Annotated in this window: 12 protein-coding genes and 2 pseudogenes; 11 read left to right on the top strand and 3 right to left on the bottom strand. The window is 63.5% G+C overall.

Features of this window, described 5'->3' with window-relative positions:
* A partial coding sequence (locus MOV74_RS11545) for a ribonuclease E/G (protein WP_246921650.1) occupies positions 1 to 2,297 on the bottom strand: 2,297 nt, incomplete at its 3' end.
* Between the two features lie 704 nt (positions 2,298 to 3,001).
* Here MOV74_RS11545 and MOV74_RS11550 point away from each other — a divergent pair.
* The 10 genes and pseudogenes from MOV74_RS11550 to MOV74_RS11595 all read left to right on the top strand — a co-directional run bounded on the left by MOV74_RS11550 (position 3,002) and on the right by MOV74_RS11595 (position 14,963).
* On the top strand, positions 3,002 to 4,300 hold the full coding sequence (locus MOV74_RS11550; RefSeq protein WP_246921653.1) for an N-acetylmuramoyl-L-alanine amidase: 1,299 nt from the start codon (positions 3,002 to 3,004) through the stop codon (positions 4,298 to 4,300).
* Positions 4,301 to 4,607: 307 nt separating this feature from the next.
* Positions 4,608 to 7,112 carry a penicillin-binding protein 1A gene (locus MOV74_RS11555; RefSeq protein ID WP_246921657.1) on the top strand — a complete coding sequence of 835 codons (2,505 nt, stop codon included), beginning with the start codon at positions 4,608 to 4,610 and terminating at the stop codon, positions 7,110 to 7,112.
* Positions 7,113 to 7,222: 110 nt separating this feature from the next.
* Positions 7,223 to 8,354, top strand: a protein-coding gene (gene prfB / locus MOV74_RS11560; RefSeq protein WP_246921661.1) for a peptide chain release factor 2 whose coding sequence is annotated in 2 segments (ribosomal slippage) — positions 7,223 to 7,291 and positions 7,293 to 8,354 — 1,131 coding nt in all. Because the reading frame shifts where the segments join, the coding sequence is not laid out codon by codon here.
* 2 nt (positions 8,355 to 8,356) lie between these two features.
* The gene (locus MOV74_RS11565; protein WP_246921664.1) at positions 8,357 to 9,238 is read left to right on the top strand and encodes an NAD(P)-dependent oxidoreductase; all 882 of its coding nucleotides are present in this window, start codon (positions 8,357 to 8,359) and stop codon (positions 9,236 to 9,238) included.
* 363 nt (positions 9,239 to 9,601) lie between these two features.
* Entirely contained in the window at positions 9,602 to 10,021 is a 420-nt protein-coding gene (locus MOV74_RS11570; protein ID WP_246921666.1) for a CopG family transcriptional regulator, read from the top strand.
* Between the two features lie 3 nt (positions 10,022 to 10,024).
* Entirely contained in the window at positions 10,025 to 11,215 is a 1,191-nt protein-coding gene (locus MOV74_RS11575) for a PHB depolymerase family esterase (RefSeq protein ID WP_246921668.1), read from the top strand.
* Between the two features lie 233 nt (positions 11,216 to 11,448).
* On the top strand, positions 11,449 to 11,961 hold the full coding sequence (locus MOV74_RS11580; protein WP_246921670.1) for a phasin family protein: 513 nt from the start codon (positions 11,449 to 11,451) through the stop codon (positions 11,959 to 11,961).
* A 175-nt stretch (positions 11,962 to 12,136) separates the two neighbouring features.
* A pseudogene (locus tag MOV74_RS41275) lies at positions 12,137 to 12,470 on the top strand (alpha/beta fold hydrolase); the annotation flags it as partial.
* Between the two features lie 240 nt (positions 12,471 to 12,710).
* Positions 12,711 to 13,622, top strand: a complete 912-nt coding sequence (locus tag MOV74_RS11590; protein WP_246921674.1) for a DMT family transporter — start codon at positions 12,711 to 12,713, stop codon at positions 13,620 to 13,622.
* Between the two features lie 105 nt (positions 13,623 to 13,727).
* Entirely contained in the window at positions 13,728 to 14,963 is a 1,236-nt protein-coding gene (locus tag MOV74_RS11595) for an ABC transporter substrate-binding protein (protein WP_246921676.1), read from the top strand.
* A gap of 21 nt (positions 14,964 to 14,984) precedes the next feature.
* Here MOV74_RS11595 and MOV74_RS11600 read toward each other — a convergent pair whose 3' ends face one another.
* Positions 14,985 to 16,337, bottom strand: a complete 1,353-nt coding sequence (locus MOV74_RS11600; RefSeq protein ID WP_246921678.1) for a M23 family metallopeptidase — start codon at positions 16,335 to 16,337, stop codon at positions 14,985 to 14,987.
* A gap of 110 nt (positions 16,338 to 16,447) precedes the next feature.
* A complete protein-coding gene (locus MOV74_RS11605) occupies positions 16,448 to 17,137 on the bottom strand; it encodes a peroxiredoxin (RefSeq protein WP_246921681.1) in 690 nt (229 codons plus the stop codon).
* 204 nt (positions 17,138 to 17,341) lie between these two features.
* Between MOV74_RS11605 and MOV74_RS11610 the strand changes: the two are divergent.
* Positions 17,342 to 18,427, top strand: a pseudogene (locus tag MOV74_RS11610) (hypothetical protein); the annotation flags it as partial.

Genomic DNA, 18,427 nt, shown 5'->3' on the forward strand with positions numbered 1-18,427 from the left:
AGGGGCGGCGGGCTCGCGGCGGCCTGCGCCACGAGCAGCGCCTTGGCGGCCTCCAGCGTATGCACCTGCTCGCCGCGGTCGATGAGATAGGCCTGCGGCCCGCTGACGCTGGGATCTGCGATCACCGAGAGGGTGACCTTGAAGCCGTTCTCGAGATCACGCAGATGGCCGCGCTTGTGGTTGAGCACATAGAGCGCGACGTCGGTGCGGGTGCGGACCACGAGATTGTGGGTCGCGCCCTTCATCAGGATCTCTTCGAGGCCGCGCAGCAACTGGAGCGCCACCGAGGACACCGAGCGGACGTGGCCGGTGCCGCCGCAATGCGGGCACGGATCGGTCGAGCTCTCGAGCACGCTGGCGCGGATGCGCTGGCGCGACATCTCGAGCAGGCCGAAATGGGAGATGCGGCCGACCTGGATGCGCGCGCGATCCTGCCTGAGGCAATCGGACAGCTTGCGCTCGACCGCGCGATTGTTGCGCTTCTCGTCCATGTCGATGAAGTCGATGACGATCAGGCCGGCGAGGTCGCGCAAGCGAAGCTGGCGGGCGACCTCTTCGGCCGCCTCCAGATTGGTCTTGAGCGCGGTGTCCTCGATATGGTGCTCGCGCGTCGATCGTCCGGAGTTGACGTCGATCGAGACCAGCGCCTCGGTCTGGTTGATCACGATGTAGCCGCCGGAGCGCAGTTGCACGGTCGGTGAGAACATCGCGTCCAGCTGGCTCTCAACGCCCATGCGCGAGAACAGCGGCTGGCCGTCGCGATACTGCTTCACGGCGCTGACGTTGGCGGGCATCAGCATCTTCATGAAGTCGCGCGCTTCACGGTAGCCGGATTCACCTGCCACCGAGATCTCGTCGATCTCCTTGTTGTAGAGGTCGCGCAGCGAGCGCTTGATCAGCGAGCCTTCCTCGTAGACGAGGGTCGGAGCCTGCGAGTTCAGCGTGAGGTCGCGCACCGTCTCCCACATCCGGATCAGATATTCGAAGTCGCGCTTGATCTCGGGCTTGGTGCGGGCGGCGCCGGCGGTGCGCAGGATGATGCCCATGCCCTCGGGCACGTCGAGATCCTGCACCACTTCCTTCAGGCGCGAACGGTCCTGGGCACTGGTGATCTTGCGGCTGATGCCGCCGCCGCGTGCGGTATTCGGCATCAACACGGCATAGCGGCCGGCGAGCGACAGGTAGGTCGTCAGCGCCGCGCCCTTGTTGCCGCGCTCTTCCTTGACGACCTGCACCAGCATCACCTGGCGGCGCTTGATGACTTCCTGGATCTTGTACTGGCGCCGCGGCCGGAAGGTGCGCTCCGGCACTTCCTCCAGCACGTCGTCTCCGCCCACGGATTCGACGACTTCCTCTTCGGCTTCCTCGTCGTCTTCGTCTTCCTCGGCGTCGTCGTCTCCGGCCGCTTCGGCTTCGTGACGGGGAGCCTCGGCGCTCTCGCCGACGGCGTACACGGCGTCGGCCGGTTCAGCGGCTGACGTCACGGCCGCGGCGAGATCCTCGGCGTGTGCTTCGGAGGCAAGCTCTTGCGGCTCGGCAACAACCCCGGTGGCGACCACGGGCTCGGCGCCGATTGCTGCGACAGGCGCAGGCGTCTCGTCCGCATAATCGTGGTCGCGATGATCGTGCTCGCCGTGATGACCATGGTCGTCATGATCGTGAGAGTGATGTTCGTCACCCTGGGCATGATGATGGTCGTCGTGCCCATGTCCTTGGTGATCATGCTCTTGGTGATCATGTCCGTGGTGATCATGTCCTTCGTGGTCATGATCGTGATGATCGTGGCCTTCGTGCTCGCCGTGGTGCTCCGCGCCGGCGTGCAGGTGCTCGCCCTCGTGCGAAGCGCCTTCGGGCAGGGCCTGGCCCTGGACCGGCTGGGCCGCGGGATCGGCGCCTTCGACGATGTCGCTGCGGACGCGTTCGCCGTGACTACGGCGGCGTGAGTTGCGGTGGCGCGAACGGCGGCGGCCGTGGGAGCGGTTCTCGCTCTCCTCCTCGGCCTCGCGATGGGCCTGTTCCTCGGCCTCGATCAGCGCCTGCCGGTCCGCGACCGGAATCTGGTAGTAATCGGGATGGATTTCGCTGAAGGCGAGGAAGCCGTGGCGGTTGCCGCCATATTCGACGAAGGCGGCCTGGAGCGAGGGTTCGACCCTTGTGACCTTGGCGAGGTAGATATTCCCGCGCAGTTGCTTGCGTTGCGCGGTCTCGAAATCAAACTCTTCGACGCGATTGCCGCGGACCACGACGACCCGGGTCTCTTCCGGGTGGGTGGCATCGATCAACATCTTGTTGGGCATGTCTTAACTCTTGGCGGCGGCGGGCGCGATTCACCGTGGGCGCGTATCGCGCCGCCGGGTGACGCGACGGTCCACCTGATTCGGGGGTGAGGGGAAGGCCGAAACGCCGTCTCTCGCGCCTTGCCGAACCGGAAGCTTCAGGATCAAGGCGGCGTGCGGGATTTTCACTCCGCAGCGTCGCGAATGGTCCTTCAGAATTCGTCGGCACAGTCTGGCGCATCAAGCGTCGGCCCGTATGAAACATTGGGCGGCGAGGCCGCCCTTCAATCAGTTGCTGCTGGCCAGGCATGGCGCGAGCGCGCTCGCCTTGGGATCACGAACCGCTCCCTTGGGATCAAGGGACCGGGTAATGGGTTACGTCGCTGTCAGAACTGTCCCGGTCACGCGAGTGGTAACCTAGGACCGTCCGCCGCCGACGCTTGACCCGTTCCATCTCGCTGCCGCGCACCGCGCTGGTCTTAGAGGGGAACGGAAAACGCTGGAATTCTCAAACCTTGAGAGTTCCGGCGATGCACCGGGAGGCTGAATGCGACACAACCGGAAATATCGGCCGTCAGCATTCCGTACATACGAGGAATGAGCCATACGTGCAAGGGAGCGTCGCACGGCGGTCACAGTCAGCGAGTTTCGTGTTTCCGTCATTAAGGATCGATTAACCCTGTGGTTCTATTGCGTTAAAAGGGCTGCTCGGAGGCACGGAATCGGTGGCGAGCCGCACAAATCGACGGATTCTGCTGGGATGCGCGCTACTGTGCGCTGCAGCATTGCCATGTGCTGATTCCTCGCGCCTGAGGGCGGCGGAAAGCCAGCCGCAACCCGCTGTTGCGGTAGCGAATTTCCCGGTTGCCTCGGCCGCCCGGCTGGCCGGCGACGGCAAGCAGACTCGCTTCATTCTCGACATCGACCAGGCCATAACCTTCCGTGCCGTCACGCTGGCCGACCCGTACCGGGTGGTCGTTGACGTGCCGCAGGTCAATTTTCAGCTGCCAGCGGGCACAGGGGCCGCCGGGGGGCGTGGACTGGTCAAGGCGTTCCGCTACGGGCTCGTCATGCCCGGCGGCTCGCGAATCGTGTTCGACCTGACGGGACCGGCCAGGATCGCGAAGTCCTACGTGGTGGAGGCGGCCAACGGCCAGCCGGCCCGGCTTGTGCTGGAGCTGGAAGAGGTCGACCGTGCCGCCTTCGCGCAGTCGCTCGCGTCGGAAAATCGTCCCGAGCTGCGGCCCACCATCGCCGAGGCGAAGCCTGCGCCGGCTCCCGCGACGACAGCCCCGGAAACGGCGCAGCAGAAGGCCGACGGCCGCCCGGTGGTCGTGATCGATCCCGGCCATGGCGGCATCGACAATGGCACGCAGTCGAGCGGCGAGAGCGAGAAGAACCTGGTGCTGGCCTTTGGGCTGGCGCTGCGCGACAAGCTGGAGAAGGCCGGTAAATACCGTGTGGTCATGACGCGGGATGACGACACCTTCATTCCGCTCAATGACCGGACCAAGATCGCCCGCAATCTCAAGGCCGCCTTGTTCGTCTCGATTCATGCCGACGCGCTGCCTCGTGCCGAGGGCGATGCGCAGGGCGCGACCATCTATACGCTGTCCGACAAAGCGTCCGACGCCGAGGCCCAGCGGCTGGCGGATGCGGAAAACCGAGCAGATGCGATCGCCGGCTTCAACCTGGCGGAGGAGCCGACCGACGTCGCCGACATCCTGATCGACCTCACGCAGCGAGAAACCCGCACCTTTTCAAACCGTTTCGCTCGCCTTTTGATGGGTGAAATGAAGTCGACGGTGCGGATGCACAAGCATCCCCTGAAGTCGGCCGGTTTCCGGGTCCTGAAGGCGCCCGACGTGCCCTCGGTGCTGGTCGAGATCGGTTATGTCTCCAACAAGGGTGACCTCGAGCATCTGGTCTCCGAGGGCTGGCGGTCCCGCGCTGTGGGCTCGATGGCGCAGGCCATCGACGGGTTTTTGACCAAGCGGTTGGCCACGGCGGGATCGTCAAATTGACGACCCGGGACCCGGGGATCGTCAAATTGACGACCTCGGGATCGCCCATTGGGCGACCCTGGGGGTCTTCAAACTGAAAGGGTTTTTCCGTCCCTTCGCAATAGCCCTAGTTTGGCCACAGCGGGCGCTTTATAAAAATGCCGCAGGGGGTTCCGGAATCGGCGAGAACCCCGTTCGGCAAGCGTCTTAAGTCCGGCACTGATGGTATTGCGTAAGCCGGTGAATTCGCGACGTGAAGTTGGCGCCTGTTTGGGGCGCCAAGGGGCTGATACTGGGCTGATCCAGAGTTTGAACGGATAAACACATAATGCGCTTGCTGGTGCGGTTCATGGGCTTCCTGTTCGCCGCGGGAACGGTGATGTTCCTTGTCGGTGTCGGGGCCGTGGCAGGCCTGATCTGGCATTTCTCCAAGGACTTGCCGGACTACTCTCAGCTTCAGGATTACGAGCCACCGGTGATGACCCGCGTGCACGCGGTCGACGGTTCGCTGCTCGGCGAATACGCCAAGGAGCGGCGGCTGTATCTGCCGATCCAGGCCGTGCCCAAGCTAGTGATCAACGCGTTCCTGGCGGCCGAGGACAAGAATTTCTACGAGCATGGCGGCATCGACTACACCGGCATGGCGCGCGCCGGCGTTGTCTACATCCAGAACTACGGCTCCAACCGCCGTCCGCAGGGCGCTTCCACGATCACCCAGCAGGTCGCGAAGAACTTCCTGCTGACCAACGAGGTCTCCTTCGCCCGCAAGATCAAGGAAGCCTTGCTGGCGATGCGGATCGAGAAGACCTACTCGAAGGACAAGATCCTCGAGCTGTATCTGAACGAAATCTATCTCGGCCTCGGCGCCTACGGCATCGCAGCCGCTTCGCTGGTCTATTTCGACAAGTCGGTGAACGAGCTGACGGTTGCGGAAGCGTCCTACCTGGCCGCGCTGCCGAAGATGCCGGCGACGCTGCATCCGGTTCGCAACCGCGACCGCGCCATCGAGCGCCGCAATTACGTGATCGATCGTCTCGTCGAGAACGGCTGGATCAAGCAGGCCGACGCCGACAAGTCGCGCAAGGAGCCGCTGGCCGTCACCAACCGCTCCAACGGCGCCCACACCTTCGCCGGCGAATATTTTGCCGAAGAAGTCCGTCGCGACATCTTCGAGCGCTATGGCGAGAAGAAGCTCTACGAGGGCGGTCTCTCCGTCCGCACCACGCTCGATCCGAAGATCCAGGTGATGGCGCGCAAGGCCATGGTCTCGGGCCTCGTGAACTATGACGAGCAGCAGGGCTATCGCGGCGCCATGAGCAAGCTCGATATTTCGGGCGATTGGGGCGTCAAGCTCGCCGAGATCAAATCACTCTCCGACATCTCGCCGTGGCGCATGGCGGTGGTGCTGGAGACCAGCGACCAGTCGGCGCGCATCGGCTTCCAGCCCAGCCGCGAACTTGGCGGCGCCATCAGCAAGCAGCGCGAGACCGGCCTCGTCACACTCGATGGCGTGCGCTGGGCGCGGGCGGCCCAGGGCAATGCCAGGGGCAAGACGCCAACGTCCGTGGCGCAGGTGCTAGCGCCCGGTGACGTGATCTATGCCGATCCGCTCTACAGCAAGGAGGGACAGCCGGTCGAAGGCCAGTATCGGCTGCGCCAGATCCCCGAAGTGTCCGGCGCCATGGTAGCGATGGATCCCTGGACCGGCCGGGTGCTCGCGATGGTCGGCGGCTTCTCGTTCGACCAAAGCCAGTTCAACCGCGCGACGCAGGCCTACCGGCAGCCGGGGTCGTCGTTCAAGCCGATCGTATATTCGGCTGCGCTCGACAACGGCTATACGCCCTCGACCGTCGTGCTCGACGCACCCATCGAAATCGATCAGGGGCAGGGCGCAGGCGTGTGGCGGCCGGAGAACTTCTCCTCGGGTAAGTTCCAGGGACCGGTGACGCTGCGCAACGCGCTGCGGCAGTCCCTCAACACGGTGACGGTGCGCCTCGCGCAGGACATCGGCATGCCCTTGATCGGCGAATATGCCCGCCGCTTCGGCGTCTATGACGAACTGCCGAACTATCTCTCCTACGCGCTGGGCGCCGGCGAGACGACGGCGATGCGAATGGTGACGGCCTATTCGATGCTCGCCAATGGCGGTCGCCGGGTGAAGCCGACGCTGATCGACCGTATTCAGGACCGCTACGGCCACACCATCTTCAAGCACGACCAGCGCGAATGCCGCGGCTGCGACGCGCCGGGCGGCTGGAAGAGCCAGCCTGAGCCGCAGCTGATCGACCGCCGCGAGCAGGTGCTGGACTCCATGACCGCCTATCAGATCACCGAACTGATGGAAGGCGTGGTGCAGGCCGGTACGGCCACCGTCATCAAGGAAGTCGGCAAGCCCGTCGCCGGCAAGACCGGTACCACCAACGAGGCCAAGGACGCCTGGTTCGTCGGCTTCTCGCCCGACGTCGCCGTCGCCATCTATATGGGCTACGACAAGCCGCGGCCGCTGGGGAAGGGCAATGCCGCAACCGGCGGCCATCTGGCGGCTCCCATCGCGCGCGATTTCCTCAAGCTCGCGCTTGCCGACAAGCCCGCGGTTCCGTTCAAGGTGCCTGCCGGCATCAAGCTCGTGCGCGTCGTCTCCAAGACCGGTATGCGCGCAGGTCCCGGTGAGACCGGCGGGACCATCCTTGAAGCCTTCAAGCCGGGCACGGCGCCGCCGGACAATTATTCGGTCATCGGCGTTGCCGACGCCGACGGGCGGATGCCGGCCTCGCAGCAGCAGCAGCCGGATTCCGGCTTCTTCATGCGGCCCGGCACCGGCGGACTGTACTGAGGCCGGATAACGCCGACCGCTGAGGTCCCAGGCGGTTGCGCTTTGGCGCTGCCGCCGTTACATCCCGTTGCAATCGAACGCGGACCAATTCCGCGAGATCAGAGAACCACATGCGCGCCGAAATCGAACGGTTGGTAGAAGAGATCAAGCAGTCAGTCGGGCTGCTGAGGAGGCATCTTTGACGTCGAGAAATCGACGGCGCGCCTCGCTGAGCTGAACAAGCTCGCAGAAGATCCCAACCTCTGGAACGATCCCCAGAAGGCCCAGAAGCTGATGCAGGAGCGGACCTCGCTGGAGGATTCGCTTGGCGGCATCGGCAAGGTCGAGCAGGAGCTCGAAGACGATATCGGCATGATCGAGCTCGGCGAAGCCGAGGGCGATGAGGGCGTCGTCAAGGAAGCTGAAGCTGCACTGAAGAACCTCAAGAAGGAAGTCGCGCGGCGCGAGCTCGAAGCGCTGCTGTCGGGCGAGGCCGACCGTTTCGATTCCTATCTCGAAGTCCACGCCGGCGCCGGGGGCACCGAGAGCCAGGACTGGGCGCAGATGCTGCTGCGCATGTACACGCGCTGGGCCGAGACGCACGGCTTCAAGGTCGAGTTCCTGGAAGAGTCCGAAGGTGAAGAGGCCGGCATCAAGTCGGCGACCATCCAGGTCTCGGGCCACAACGCCTATGGCTGGCTGAAGACCGAAGCTGGCGTGCACCGCCTCGTCCGCATCTCGCCGTTCGATTCCAACGCACGGCGGCACACCTCGTTCTCGAGCGTGCAGGTGTTTCCCGTCATCGACGACAGCATCAAGATCGACATCAAGGAATCCGACGTCCGCGTCGATACCATGCGCTCGGGCGGTGCCGGCGGCCAGCACGTCAACAAGACCGAATCCGCGGTGCGGCTGACGCATATTCCGACTGGTGTCGCGGTGGTCTGCCAGGCCGGCCGCTCCCAGCACAAGAACCGGGCCCAGGCCTGGGACATGCTGCGCGCGCGCCTCTACGAGATCGAGCTGAAGAAGCGCGAGGAGAAGGCCGCTGCCGACCAGGCTGCCAAGACCGATATCGGTTGGGGCCACCAGATCCGATCCTATGTGCTCCAGCCCTACCAGATGGTGAAAGACCTGCGCACGGGCGTGCAGACCTCCGACACGTCGGGCGTTCTCAACGGCGAGCTCGACGACTTCATGGCCGCGACCTTGGCGCAACGCGCCTTCGGGACCACGGGTGCCGACATTGAGGACGTGGACTGATCATGCCCCGCATCGCCTTCATCGGGCTTGGACGGATGGGCCACGGTATGGCCGGCCGCTATCTCGATGCCGGCTTCACGGTGACGCTGTGGAATCGCAGCAAGGCCAAGGCTGACGACCTGATCGCGCGCGGCGCGCACTGGGCGACCTCGCCTGAGGATGCCGCGATCGATGCCGACGCCGTCGTGACCATGGTGGCGGACGACGAAGCCTCCCGCGCAGTCTGGCTCGGGCCGAAGGGCGCAGCCAAGACCGCGAAATCAGGCACCATCGCGATCGAATGCTCGACCGTCTCTTATGACCACGCCCGCGAGATGGGCCGCGAGCTCAACGCGCGCGGGCTGATCTACATCGACTGTCCCGTAACCGGATTGCCAGACGCGGCCGCGGCCGGGAAGTTGACGCTCTTGGCCGGCGCCGACGCGGCCGATCTCGAGCGCGCGCGGCCTTATCTCGAACCAATCGGCTCGACCATCCGCCATTTCGGCGCCGTCGGCACCGGCACGGTCTACAAGCTGATCAACAACCTCATGGGCGCGATCCAGATCGCCGGGCTCGCCGAGGGCCTCGCGATCGCCGAGCAGGCCGGGCTCGACATGAATCTTGTGCTGGAATCGATCCAGGCGGGCGTGGCCGCAAGCCCCCAGGTGCAGCGTCACTCCAAGCGCATGGTCGCCCGCGATTTTTCCGGCGCGACCTTCACGGCAGCGCTGCGGCACAAGGATGCAGCCTATGCGGTGAAGCTCGCGGAGAGCCTGCTGGCGGACAAGCCGCTGGTCTCGCGTGCCGCGGTCGAGTCTTACGCGCAGGCGAAGGCTGCGATGCCGGATGATGATGAAGGCAGGATGATCGAGCTGGTGTCGCGGCCGAAGAAGCGGTCCTAAAGCGCGATGCGATTAGGATGAATCGTCACCGCGCTTTAGGTTGTTGTTTAAGCATGATCTTTTCGGAAAACCGCTGCGCACTTTTCCGGATCATGCTTTAGGGCGTGTGCTCATAAACTTCAGCTTAGCAAGGCAAAGCGAAAGTCTCCGACCTTGAAGGTATTCGGCGGCTTGTGGCCCATCCCTGACCTTAGCTCTGAGTGCAGCTAGGTCTGCTTCCTGAAGGCGACCCGAACAGGGCGATGCGAGCGGAGCAAGGCAGCCATTGACCCCAAAGCCGTCCTTCGCCCTTGAAAGGCGCTTGGAAGTATCTAGGTGACATCCATATACCATCCAGAGGGATGGTAAGAATGGATGTTAGCTATGGCCGATAATGTGCGCGAGCTGCGACCCAAGGCCCCCGACACCGAGAAGATCACGATCAACCTTGGCTATGTCGACCTCGGTCACGTCGATCTTATGGTGCAGGAAGGGTTCTATTCGAACCGGACCGATTTCATCCGGACAGCAATCCGGAACCAGCTCGAGCGCCACGTAGAGGTCGTCAGACGATCCACGGCCCGGAAGAAACTGGACCTCGGGCTGCGCAACTACACTCGCGAGGATCTCGAAGCGGCGCGGCGCGCCGGCGAGATGCTGCAGATCAATGTTTTGGGCTTAGCCACCATCGCCCAGGACGTCACTCCCGAGTTGGCTCGCGCCACAATCGCGTCGGTCTCGGTGCTGGGGGCCCTTCACGCCACTCCCGCGGTCAAGGCCGCTCTCGCCGACAGAACGAGGTGAACGATGCTGAATCAAGACATAGTCCGCGAAGCAACCCGTCTCACCCGTGCTGGCCAACTGGTCGAGGCCACCGCGCTGCTGCAGCGCATGCTCCAGGGCGGTAGCGCTCCAAGACCGGAGTCTCGCGGCGCCTCTCAGGCTCGGCACCCGCGGCTCGATCCGCTTACCATCGACGCCACGGCCGAAATTGTCGAGGAACGGGAAGCTCCGCAGATTGCGCCGACCCGCTCTGCTCAGGGACGCAGACGCTCCTTACTGCTCGACGGCATGGGGGATTTTTCCGGGCTCGGCCTGCGAAGTCCGATCACGCGCGCTCCTCTGTCCCCATCGGACATCATGCCCGAGGGCACACGGTTTATCGCCGGTACTTTCAGTAACGCCGCGGGAAGCCGGATATACAAGCTGTTCATCCCAAGCCGCTGTCAGCGACAACGGCTTCCCCTGATCGTCATGCTTCATGGCTGCACCCAGTCGCCGGACGATTTCGCGGCCGGCACCCGGATGAACTTCCTGGCGGAAGAGCAGAATTGCTTCGTGGTCTATCCTGAGCAGCCGAGCGGAGCCAATCATTCGAAGTGCTGGAACTGGTTTCGCACGGGCGACCAGCGCCGCGGCGGGGGCGAGCCCTCGATGATCGCCGGAATTACCCGCCAGATCATGCGCGACCATGCGATCGATCCAAAGCGCGTATACGTCGCGGGTCTGTCGGCCGGCGGGGCCGCCGCCGCCATCATGGGCGCAACGTATAGCGACCTGTATGCGGCGGTCGGCATTCATTCGGGCCTCGCGTGCGGAGCCGCGAGCGATCTTCCCTCCGCGTTCGTCGCCATGCGGCAGGGAGGCGGCTCCAAGGCAATTGCGGATGGCAAAACCTCTGTGCCGACCATCGTTTTCCATGGCGATTGCGACACTACGGTGCATCCAAAGAATGGCGATCAGATTATCGAGCAGTCCGCCAGGGCGACGCGGCCGACGACGAAGGTACTTCGCGGACGCGTACCTGGCGGCCATGCCTATACTCGCACCGTCCTGATCGACGGGGCCGGTCGGGCGATTTCCGAACACTGGAACATCGATGGCGCCGGACACGCGTGGTCAGGAGGCAGCCCCGCCGGGTCCTACACTGATCCGCAAGGGCCGGATGCGACGAGGGAAATGCTGCGCTTCTTCCTCGAGCATTCGCTCGGTGGGTAGTCTGGCTTGTTCTCAGACTGACGCCGTTGAGCATGGGCCAGGAAGATCGCCAGTTAGACGTTTGTTGGTTGGACTTGCTACCTAAAATCATCGTCGACATCGCAGAACGTGCAATTGGTCTCAGTTCATGCGGGACTCCAACAAAGCACGGGGCTTGGAACGCCACGTCACAAAGCCTGTTGTCCTTTCAGAAATGACCGTTGTGGTCGCCCCCCATTTTCATGGAGCGTCAGATGAGCAAACGCAAACCGGCGACAGCGCCAAAGCGCGCCCGCAATCCGAAAATGGCCGCGCGGGCCCAACGGAACAAGCAGGCCGTTGTTAGAAGCCAAAAAGAGGATTTACTTCACTCTGCTGCGGCAGTCTCGATCGAACCGCCTCCTGAGCTTCATGATGATCCTAAACACGAGGTTTCTATCATTGAGCCTCGGGCCGATGCCTTAGTAGATGACCTCAGTCAGAGAATGACGGATAGCGATCCAACGAAAGGCTTTGCTTTAGCGACGGCAAACATGCAGGCGTATCAAGCGAAGCTTCTTGAGATAGCCGGGGCCAACGCGCAATTTGCTTTCGAATTCGCCCTGAGACTTGCGACGATCAGGTCACCAACTGAATTTTTCGGCGTCATTACGGAGTTTACAAGCAGACGGGTCGATATGTTCGCGCAGCATTCGAACGAACTGGCGGCATATCCGTTCTGGCGCATCAAGCCGCCCCGAGAGCTCACGGCTCTGCCGGGACGATAACTGCAAGCCGTACCCGCTGCGGCAAAGGATGGACGCAAACGCGGATCACGCACGCGCCGATCACGGTTCTTTCGGCTGGGGAGAGCGGCTCACAACGAGGGAGCGAAATCAGCAGCCCTTAGCGGGTTAGATGCCACCAATCCGAGGGACCCGCGATCAGGAATGACTTGTCGTTCTGATCCTCGGCAAACATCGCGTTTCAGGTGACAGCGGAGCGAACGAATCCGCCTATCGGCGTCTTTACCGATTGCGACGGTGTGCGCCTTCACTGTATCGAACGGGGCGATGCCGCCGCGCCTTGCGTGGTCCTGTTTCACGGGAACGGCACCATGATTCAGGATCTCGTCCTAAGCGGTTTGGTCGACCACCTGGCCCACAATTATCGCGTCGTTTGCTTCGACCGGCCAGGGTTTGGCTACAGCGACCGTCCGCGCACGCGCATCTGGACGCCCATCGCGAAGGCTTTTGATCAACTTGGAGTGCGCAATCCCGTGGTGGTCGGCCACTCCCAGCTCAAGCGCCTCGCCATGTCCGCTATTGAAAACTGAACGGACAAGGCGCAGCCTCCGCGCGGGCTGATCGGGTTCATGAGTTAAACGTCCTGGCCGGTCACCATCGCGTGGGACAAATTCGATCGCCCTATTCATTGCCGGCATCGGTTTCGTAAACCGGCATTTCATCGGAAATCGGGTGGCACTGTTCGCCCCGTCGCCCTAGGTCCGCGGGCTCGACCACGGATGTGAGAGCCCATGCCATCGAGTGACAACCGGATCGACGCGCGCGACTGGTCGCTGCTCGCGGTGCTCTCGATCCTCTGGGGCGGCTCGTTCTTCTTCAACGGCGCCGCTTTGCGGGAATTGCCGCCGCTGACGCTGGTGTTTCTGCGCGTGGCACTTGGCGCGGCCATTCTCGTGCCACTCCTGCGCGTGCGGGGGCTCGGCTTCCCCAAGAGCATCTCAGGTTGGACGCCATTCGTTGTGATCGGGCTGCTCAACAATGTCATCCCGTTCTCGCTGATCGTGATCGGCCAGACGTTCATTCCGAGCGGGCTGGCCTCGATCCTGAACGCGACCACGCCGCTGTTCACGGTTCTCGTGATGGCGGCGGCGGGCGAGGAGGCTTTGCAGGTACGCCGCGTGGCCGGTGTGGCGCTGGGCCTTGCGGGCGTGATCATCCTGCGCGGATGGGGCATCGAGACCAGGACCGGGCAGGGGCTCGGCATCCTGCTCTGCCTGGGCGGCGCATTGAGCTATGGCGTTGCGGCACTGGCGGCCCGGCGATTGCTGAAGGACTCGGCCCCGCTCGGCACGGCAACGTTTCAGCTGATGGCGTCCACAGTGATGATGGCGCTCGTTGCGAGTGCTGTGGAGCAGCCTTGGGGTCTGCCGATGCCGAGCCTCACAACCTGGCTTGCGGTGCTTGGCCTCGCCGGCCTCTCGACGGCGCTCGCCTACATCGTCTTCTTTCAGATACTGCGGCGCTCGGGTGCGAGCAACGTCGTGCTGGTGACGCTGCTCATTCCCGTCACCGCCATTCTGCTGGGATGGCTGCTGCTGGGCGAGCCGATCTCGATGCGGGAGATTGCGGGCGCCATCGTCATCGGCAGCGCCTTGCTCGTGATTGACGGGCGCGCAGTGAGCCTGCTGCGACGCGGCACGTAGGTTCGTTTCATTTTGCGGAAAATCGAAGCGCTTGCCAGCGGCAAGCCGCCTTGCGACACTCTCCGCAAAACCAAGACTATTTAGAAAAACATAGGGGAGAGAACGATGCCAAGTCGTCGCGAAAACCTTGCTGCCCTCGCCATGTTTGCTGCCGGCGTGCTCGTCATGGCACCGGCATTGGCGCAGAAGAAATACGACCCCGGCGCCAGCGACACCGAGATCAAGATCGGCAACATCATGCCCTATAGCGGGCCGGCGTCGTCCTATGGTGTGATTGGCAAGACCGAGGCCGCCTATTTCAGGATGATCAACGACCAGGGCGGCATCAACGGACGCAAGATCAACTTCATCAGCTATGACGACGCCTATTCGCCGCCGAAGGCGATCGAGCAGGCGCGCAAGCTGGTCGAGAGCGACGAAGTGCTGCTGATCTTCCAGCCGCTCGGCACGCCCTCGAATTCCGCGATCATGAAATACATGAACGCCAAGAAGGTGCCGCAACTCTTCGTCGCGTCCGGCGGCACCAAGTTCGGTGACCCCAAGAATTTCCCGTGGACCATGGGCTTCCAACCCAACTACCAGAGCGAGGGGAGAATCTACGCAAAGTACATCCGTGATCATTTCCCCAACAGCAAGATCGCGGTGTTCTGGCAGAACGACGACGCCGGCAAGGACCAGTTCAAGGGTCTGAAGGACGGGCTCGGCGACAAGGCCGGCATGATCATCGCGGACAAATCCTACGAGGTCAGCGATCCCTCGATCGACTCGCAGATCGTTGCACTTCACGATTCCGGCGCCGACATCTTCTTCTCATGGGCCGCGCCGAAAGGATCGGCGCAGGCGATCCGGAAGGTCGGCGAGCTCGGCTGGAAGCCGAAATTCTTCCTGGCCAACACCGCGACCTCGGTCGCCTCGGTGCTCAAGCCCGCCGGCCTCGACTATTCCAAGGACATCATCTCGACGGTCTATCTGAAAGACCCGACCGATCCGACCTGGGACAAGGATCCCGCCGTGGTGAATTGGCGCGCGTTCATGGACAAGTATTACCCTGATGGCGACAAGGCCAATTCCAACAACGTCTATGGCTATGTCCAGGCCGAAGCGATGGCGCAGGTGTTGAAACAGTGCGGCGACAATCTCACCCGTGAGAACGTCATGAAGCAAGCGGCAAACCTGAAGGATTTTCACACTGACCTGATGCTACCCGGCATCATGGTCAACACCTCGCCGGACGATTATTTCCCGATCGAGCAGATGCAGCTGATGCGTTTCAACGGGCAAGCCTGGGAGCTGTTCGGCGACGTCATCACCGGGGAGGTCGGGCACGAGCGCAGCCAGTAGCTCGCCAGCTTTGAGCCGGCGCTAGCCCGCGCTGAGGCGCACACCGGCGCGCAAGAACTTCTGCGGATCGACGGCTTCGCCCTCGATGCGGGTCTCGTAGTGCAGATGCGGGCCGGTGGAGCGGCCGGTCGACCCCACCAGACCGACGACCTGGCCGATCTTCACGATCTCGCCGACCTTGACGTTGATCTCGGAGAGATGGCCGTAGCGGGTCGAAAGCCCATTGCCGTGGTCGACCTCGACCATGCGGCCGTAACCGCCGGACCAGCCGGCGGAAACGACCTTGCCATAGGCGGTGACGCGAACCGGATCGCCGCTGGCGGCGCGGAAGTCGAGCCCGGTATGCATCGCGGGCCGTCCGAGGAACGGATCGCTCCGGACGCCAAAGCCGGAGGTGAACTCGACCTCGCCGATCACGGGCTTGCGATAGGGCACCAGCGCCAGTGTGCGGTTGAGACGATCCATCTCGGCACGCGTGATGTTGATGCGGTTGAGCTGTTTCTCGAACGGTCCGGCATTGGCCGTCAGTTTGACGGGCACGAACGGCCCGCCCATCGCCGTGCGCGGCACGGCGGCTTCGAGATTGGCGAGATTGAGGCCGAGATCGCTGACGACGCCGCGCATCCGGCGCATGCGTGAATCCATGCCTTCCTCGACGGCGCTGAGCGCCGCCATCTGGCGACGCTCGACCTGATCGAGCGAGGTCGTGAGCCGGACCAGGACATTGTCGAAGCCCTGGTTCTTGGCGAACTGGTTGGTCGGCGCTGCCGCGACGGCCGGCGCGCGCGATTCGAGCCGCGCCTCACGGTCCGGCGGTGCCACGAAGATCACGGTGTCGCTGATCGGCGAAGGCTTCGGCGCGATCTGGCTCGAATCGCCGCGCTGTGGGGTCGCGCGGGGAATCGAGCCGGTCACGTCGGGCATGGCCCCGAGCGCCGTGGCCCGGGACTCCAGCGCCGTCTGCCGCTTCATGATCTGGTCGAGCTTCTGGTCGAACTGTTCCTGGTCGAGCAGCTGGCGGCTGGTGGTGCGGTCGACTTTGGCGCGCAGCTCGGCGATGCGGTCCTCGTAGGCGTATTGCATCTCGGCCTGGCGGGCGATCAGCCGGGTCAGGACGTCGTCACGGAAAGCAAAATAAGTGGCGGTCGCCGCCGACCAGAGACCGAGCAGCACCACCGTTCCGACCACGATCCAGAACACCACGGGCCCGAAGCGGACCTGCTTGCCGGCGTGGACGATGGTGTAGGCGTCGTCGGTCGCGGGAAGGGGGAGTGCTGCGGCTGCCGCGACGGCCGGACGGCGTTGGAAAGCCCGTCCGTGGTCGTGAGGATGATGTTGGGGGTACTGCGAAAATTGGGCAGAACTTTTCGACATCGGCACTCCCGCGCCGGTCGGATGAGTCCGTACGGCCTAATTGCCGCAGCAATCTGGGCCGGTCATGGTTAATTTTCCGGAAACGGGAACGCGCGAATTTAAAGGACTGGTTAAAGACTTCTTGCCGCTTCCAGCACCGCGTCAGCATGCCCGTCCACCCGGACATTGCGCCAGACCTTGGCCACTTTACCGTCAGCCCCGACCAATATTGTGGTGCGAAGAATTCCAAGGAAGCTCTTGCCATACATGGACTTTTCGCCCCAGGCGCCATAGGCTTCCAGCATCTCATGTTGCTCGTCTGAGAGCAGCGGGACACCGAGGCTGTGCTTGTCGCGGAACTTCTCCTGGGCCTTTAACGGATCGGCCGAGATCCCGATCACGGCGGTGCCGGCTGCCGCGAAAGCGCTGGCCAGGCGGGTGAAGTCGATCGCCTCCCGGGTGCAGCCGGGGGTGTCGGCACGGGGGTAGAAGAACAGGACCAGCTTTTGGCCGGCATAGTCGGCCAATGTGACGACGTTGCCGCCGTCGCGGGGCAGGCGGAAGGCGGGGGCCTTGTGGCCCTCGGCCGGGCCGGACTTCGCGCTCGCGGGCGCGGATGCTGATTTGGAGGAGTTTAACTGTTTCGATGCGGCCTTATGTGATCCTGCTTTTGCTAAGCTCCCGGTTGATTTGCCGGCCGGTGTCCGCTGCGTTTTCGCGGACCTTGTTTGAGTCGAGGCTCGTGTTTTCAGGGTCTTCTTTTTAGCCGTCGGACTGCCGGAGGGCGTTTTGGACGATTTCGTTCGGGATTTCTTGGACATACGCCTTCCTTTCGACGCTTTCGGCGGGTCAACCGAAACGGTATTGCAGCTCTCGTCCGACGTTCCGGAATCGCGCCCTCGGCTGGGCAAGTCTGATGACGCCGGAGTATGGTTACAAGGAATTCCACGTACTACCCCACTGCTCGTTGAACGCGCTCCCGGGGCGAAATGACGAACAGCAGGAATATTCGAGGTATGGCTGCAATGCCGGCGCAGGGGGCTTCGCGTCCCGTGGACGGCTGCGGTCCCGGCGGCGCTCAATCCTATGACGGGCGCCTGTATCGAGAGGCAATGGCAAGGAATAAGTCGCCCCAGGATTACAATCGGGACTTCGATCGGCGCGGCGGTGAGCAACAGCCGCAGGAATGGGACGATGCCGATTGGGACCCGGATCAGGAGGCGGCCGCGGGCCATCGCGCGCGCCGGCTGTTGTCGCGTTCCAATTCGGGCTTTCATCGCTTCGGTGACGGGTTTGGGGCGTTTCGCCGTTGGCTGTCCGCCGATCGCTGGCTGAAGCGTTTCGTCCTTGTCGTCGGGACTCTCGCCGTCATCTTCGTCGGCTGTTTCGGTGCGCTGTGGTGGCGGCTCGGTGCCGGTCCCATCAATCTCGACATCGCAACGCCGTGGCTGGCGGCAGCGATCGAGGACAATATCGGTCACGGCAATACGGTTGAGATCGGAGGCACCCAGATCGAGCGGGCCGGCCGGATCCGCATCGCCGTCCGTATCCGTGACATCATCGTCCGCGACCGCGATCACGCCGTCGTCGCGAGCGCGCCGAAGGCCGAGGTGAAGCTGTCGGGTGCGGGCCTGCTGACGGGGCGTCTGCGTGCGGAAAGCCTCAATCTCGTCGACGCTGAACTTGCGATCCGCATCGCGCCCGACGGCACTGTCACCGTATCCGCTGGCGATACCGCAAAGCCGCTGGCAACCGGCGTCGCCTCGAAGAAGGACGCGGGCCTGCCGCCGACATTCCCGCGCAACGGCGTCCCGCCGCCGCCATTCGCCACACAGCCCGCCACCCAGGATCCATCTCAAGCCGCCTCCCAGGCCGCGCCTCAGGCGACCGCACAGAGCGGCATCCTTCAGGGCCTCGACTGGCTCGACAGTCTGAGCATGACCGGTCTCGACGGCCAGAACCTCAACGAGATCGGTCTGAAGAACGGCAATCTGATCGTCGACGATCAGCAGCGCGGCAGCAAATGGTCGTTTGAGAACATTACGCTCAGCCTGCGCCGCCCGAGCCGCGGTGGCGTCACGCTGAGCCTGGGCGAGGAGGGCGCGCGCCCG

It is taken from the genome of Bradyrhizobium sp. SHOUNA76, assembly GCF_023006445.1.
Classification (GTDB): Bacteria; Pseudomonadota; Alphaproteobacteria; order Rhizobiales; family Xanthobacteraceae; genus Bradyrhizobium.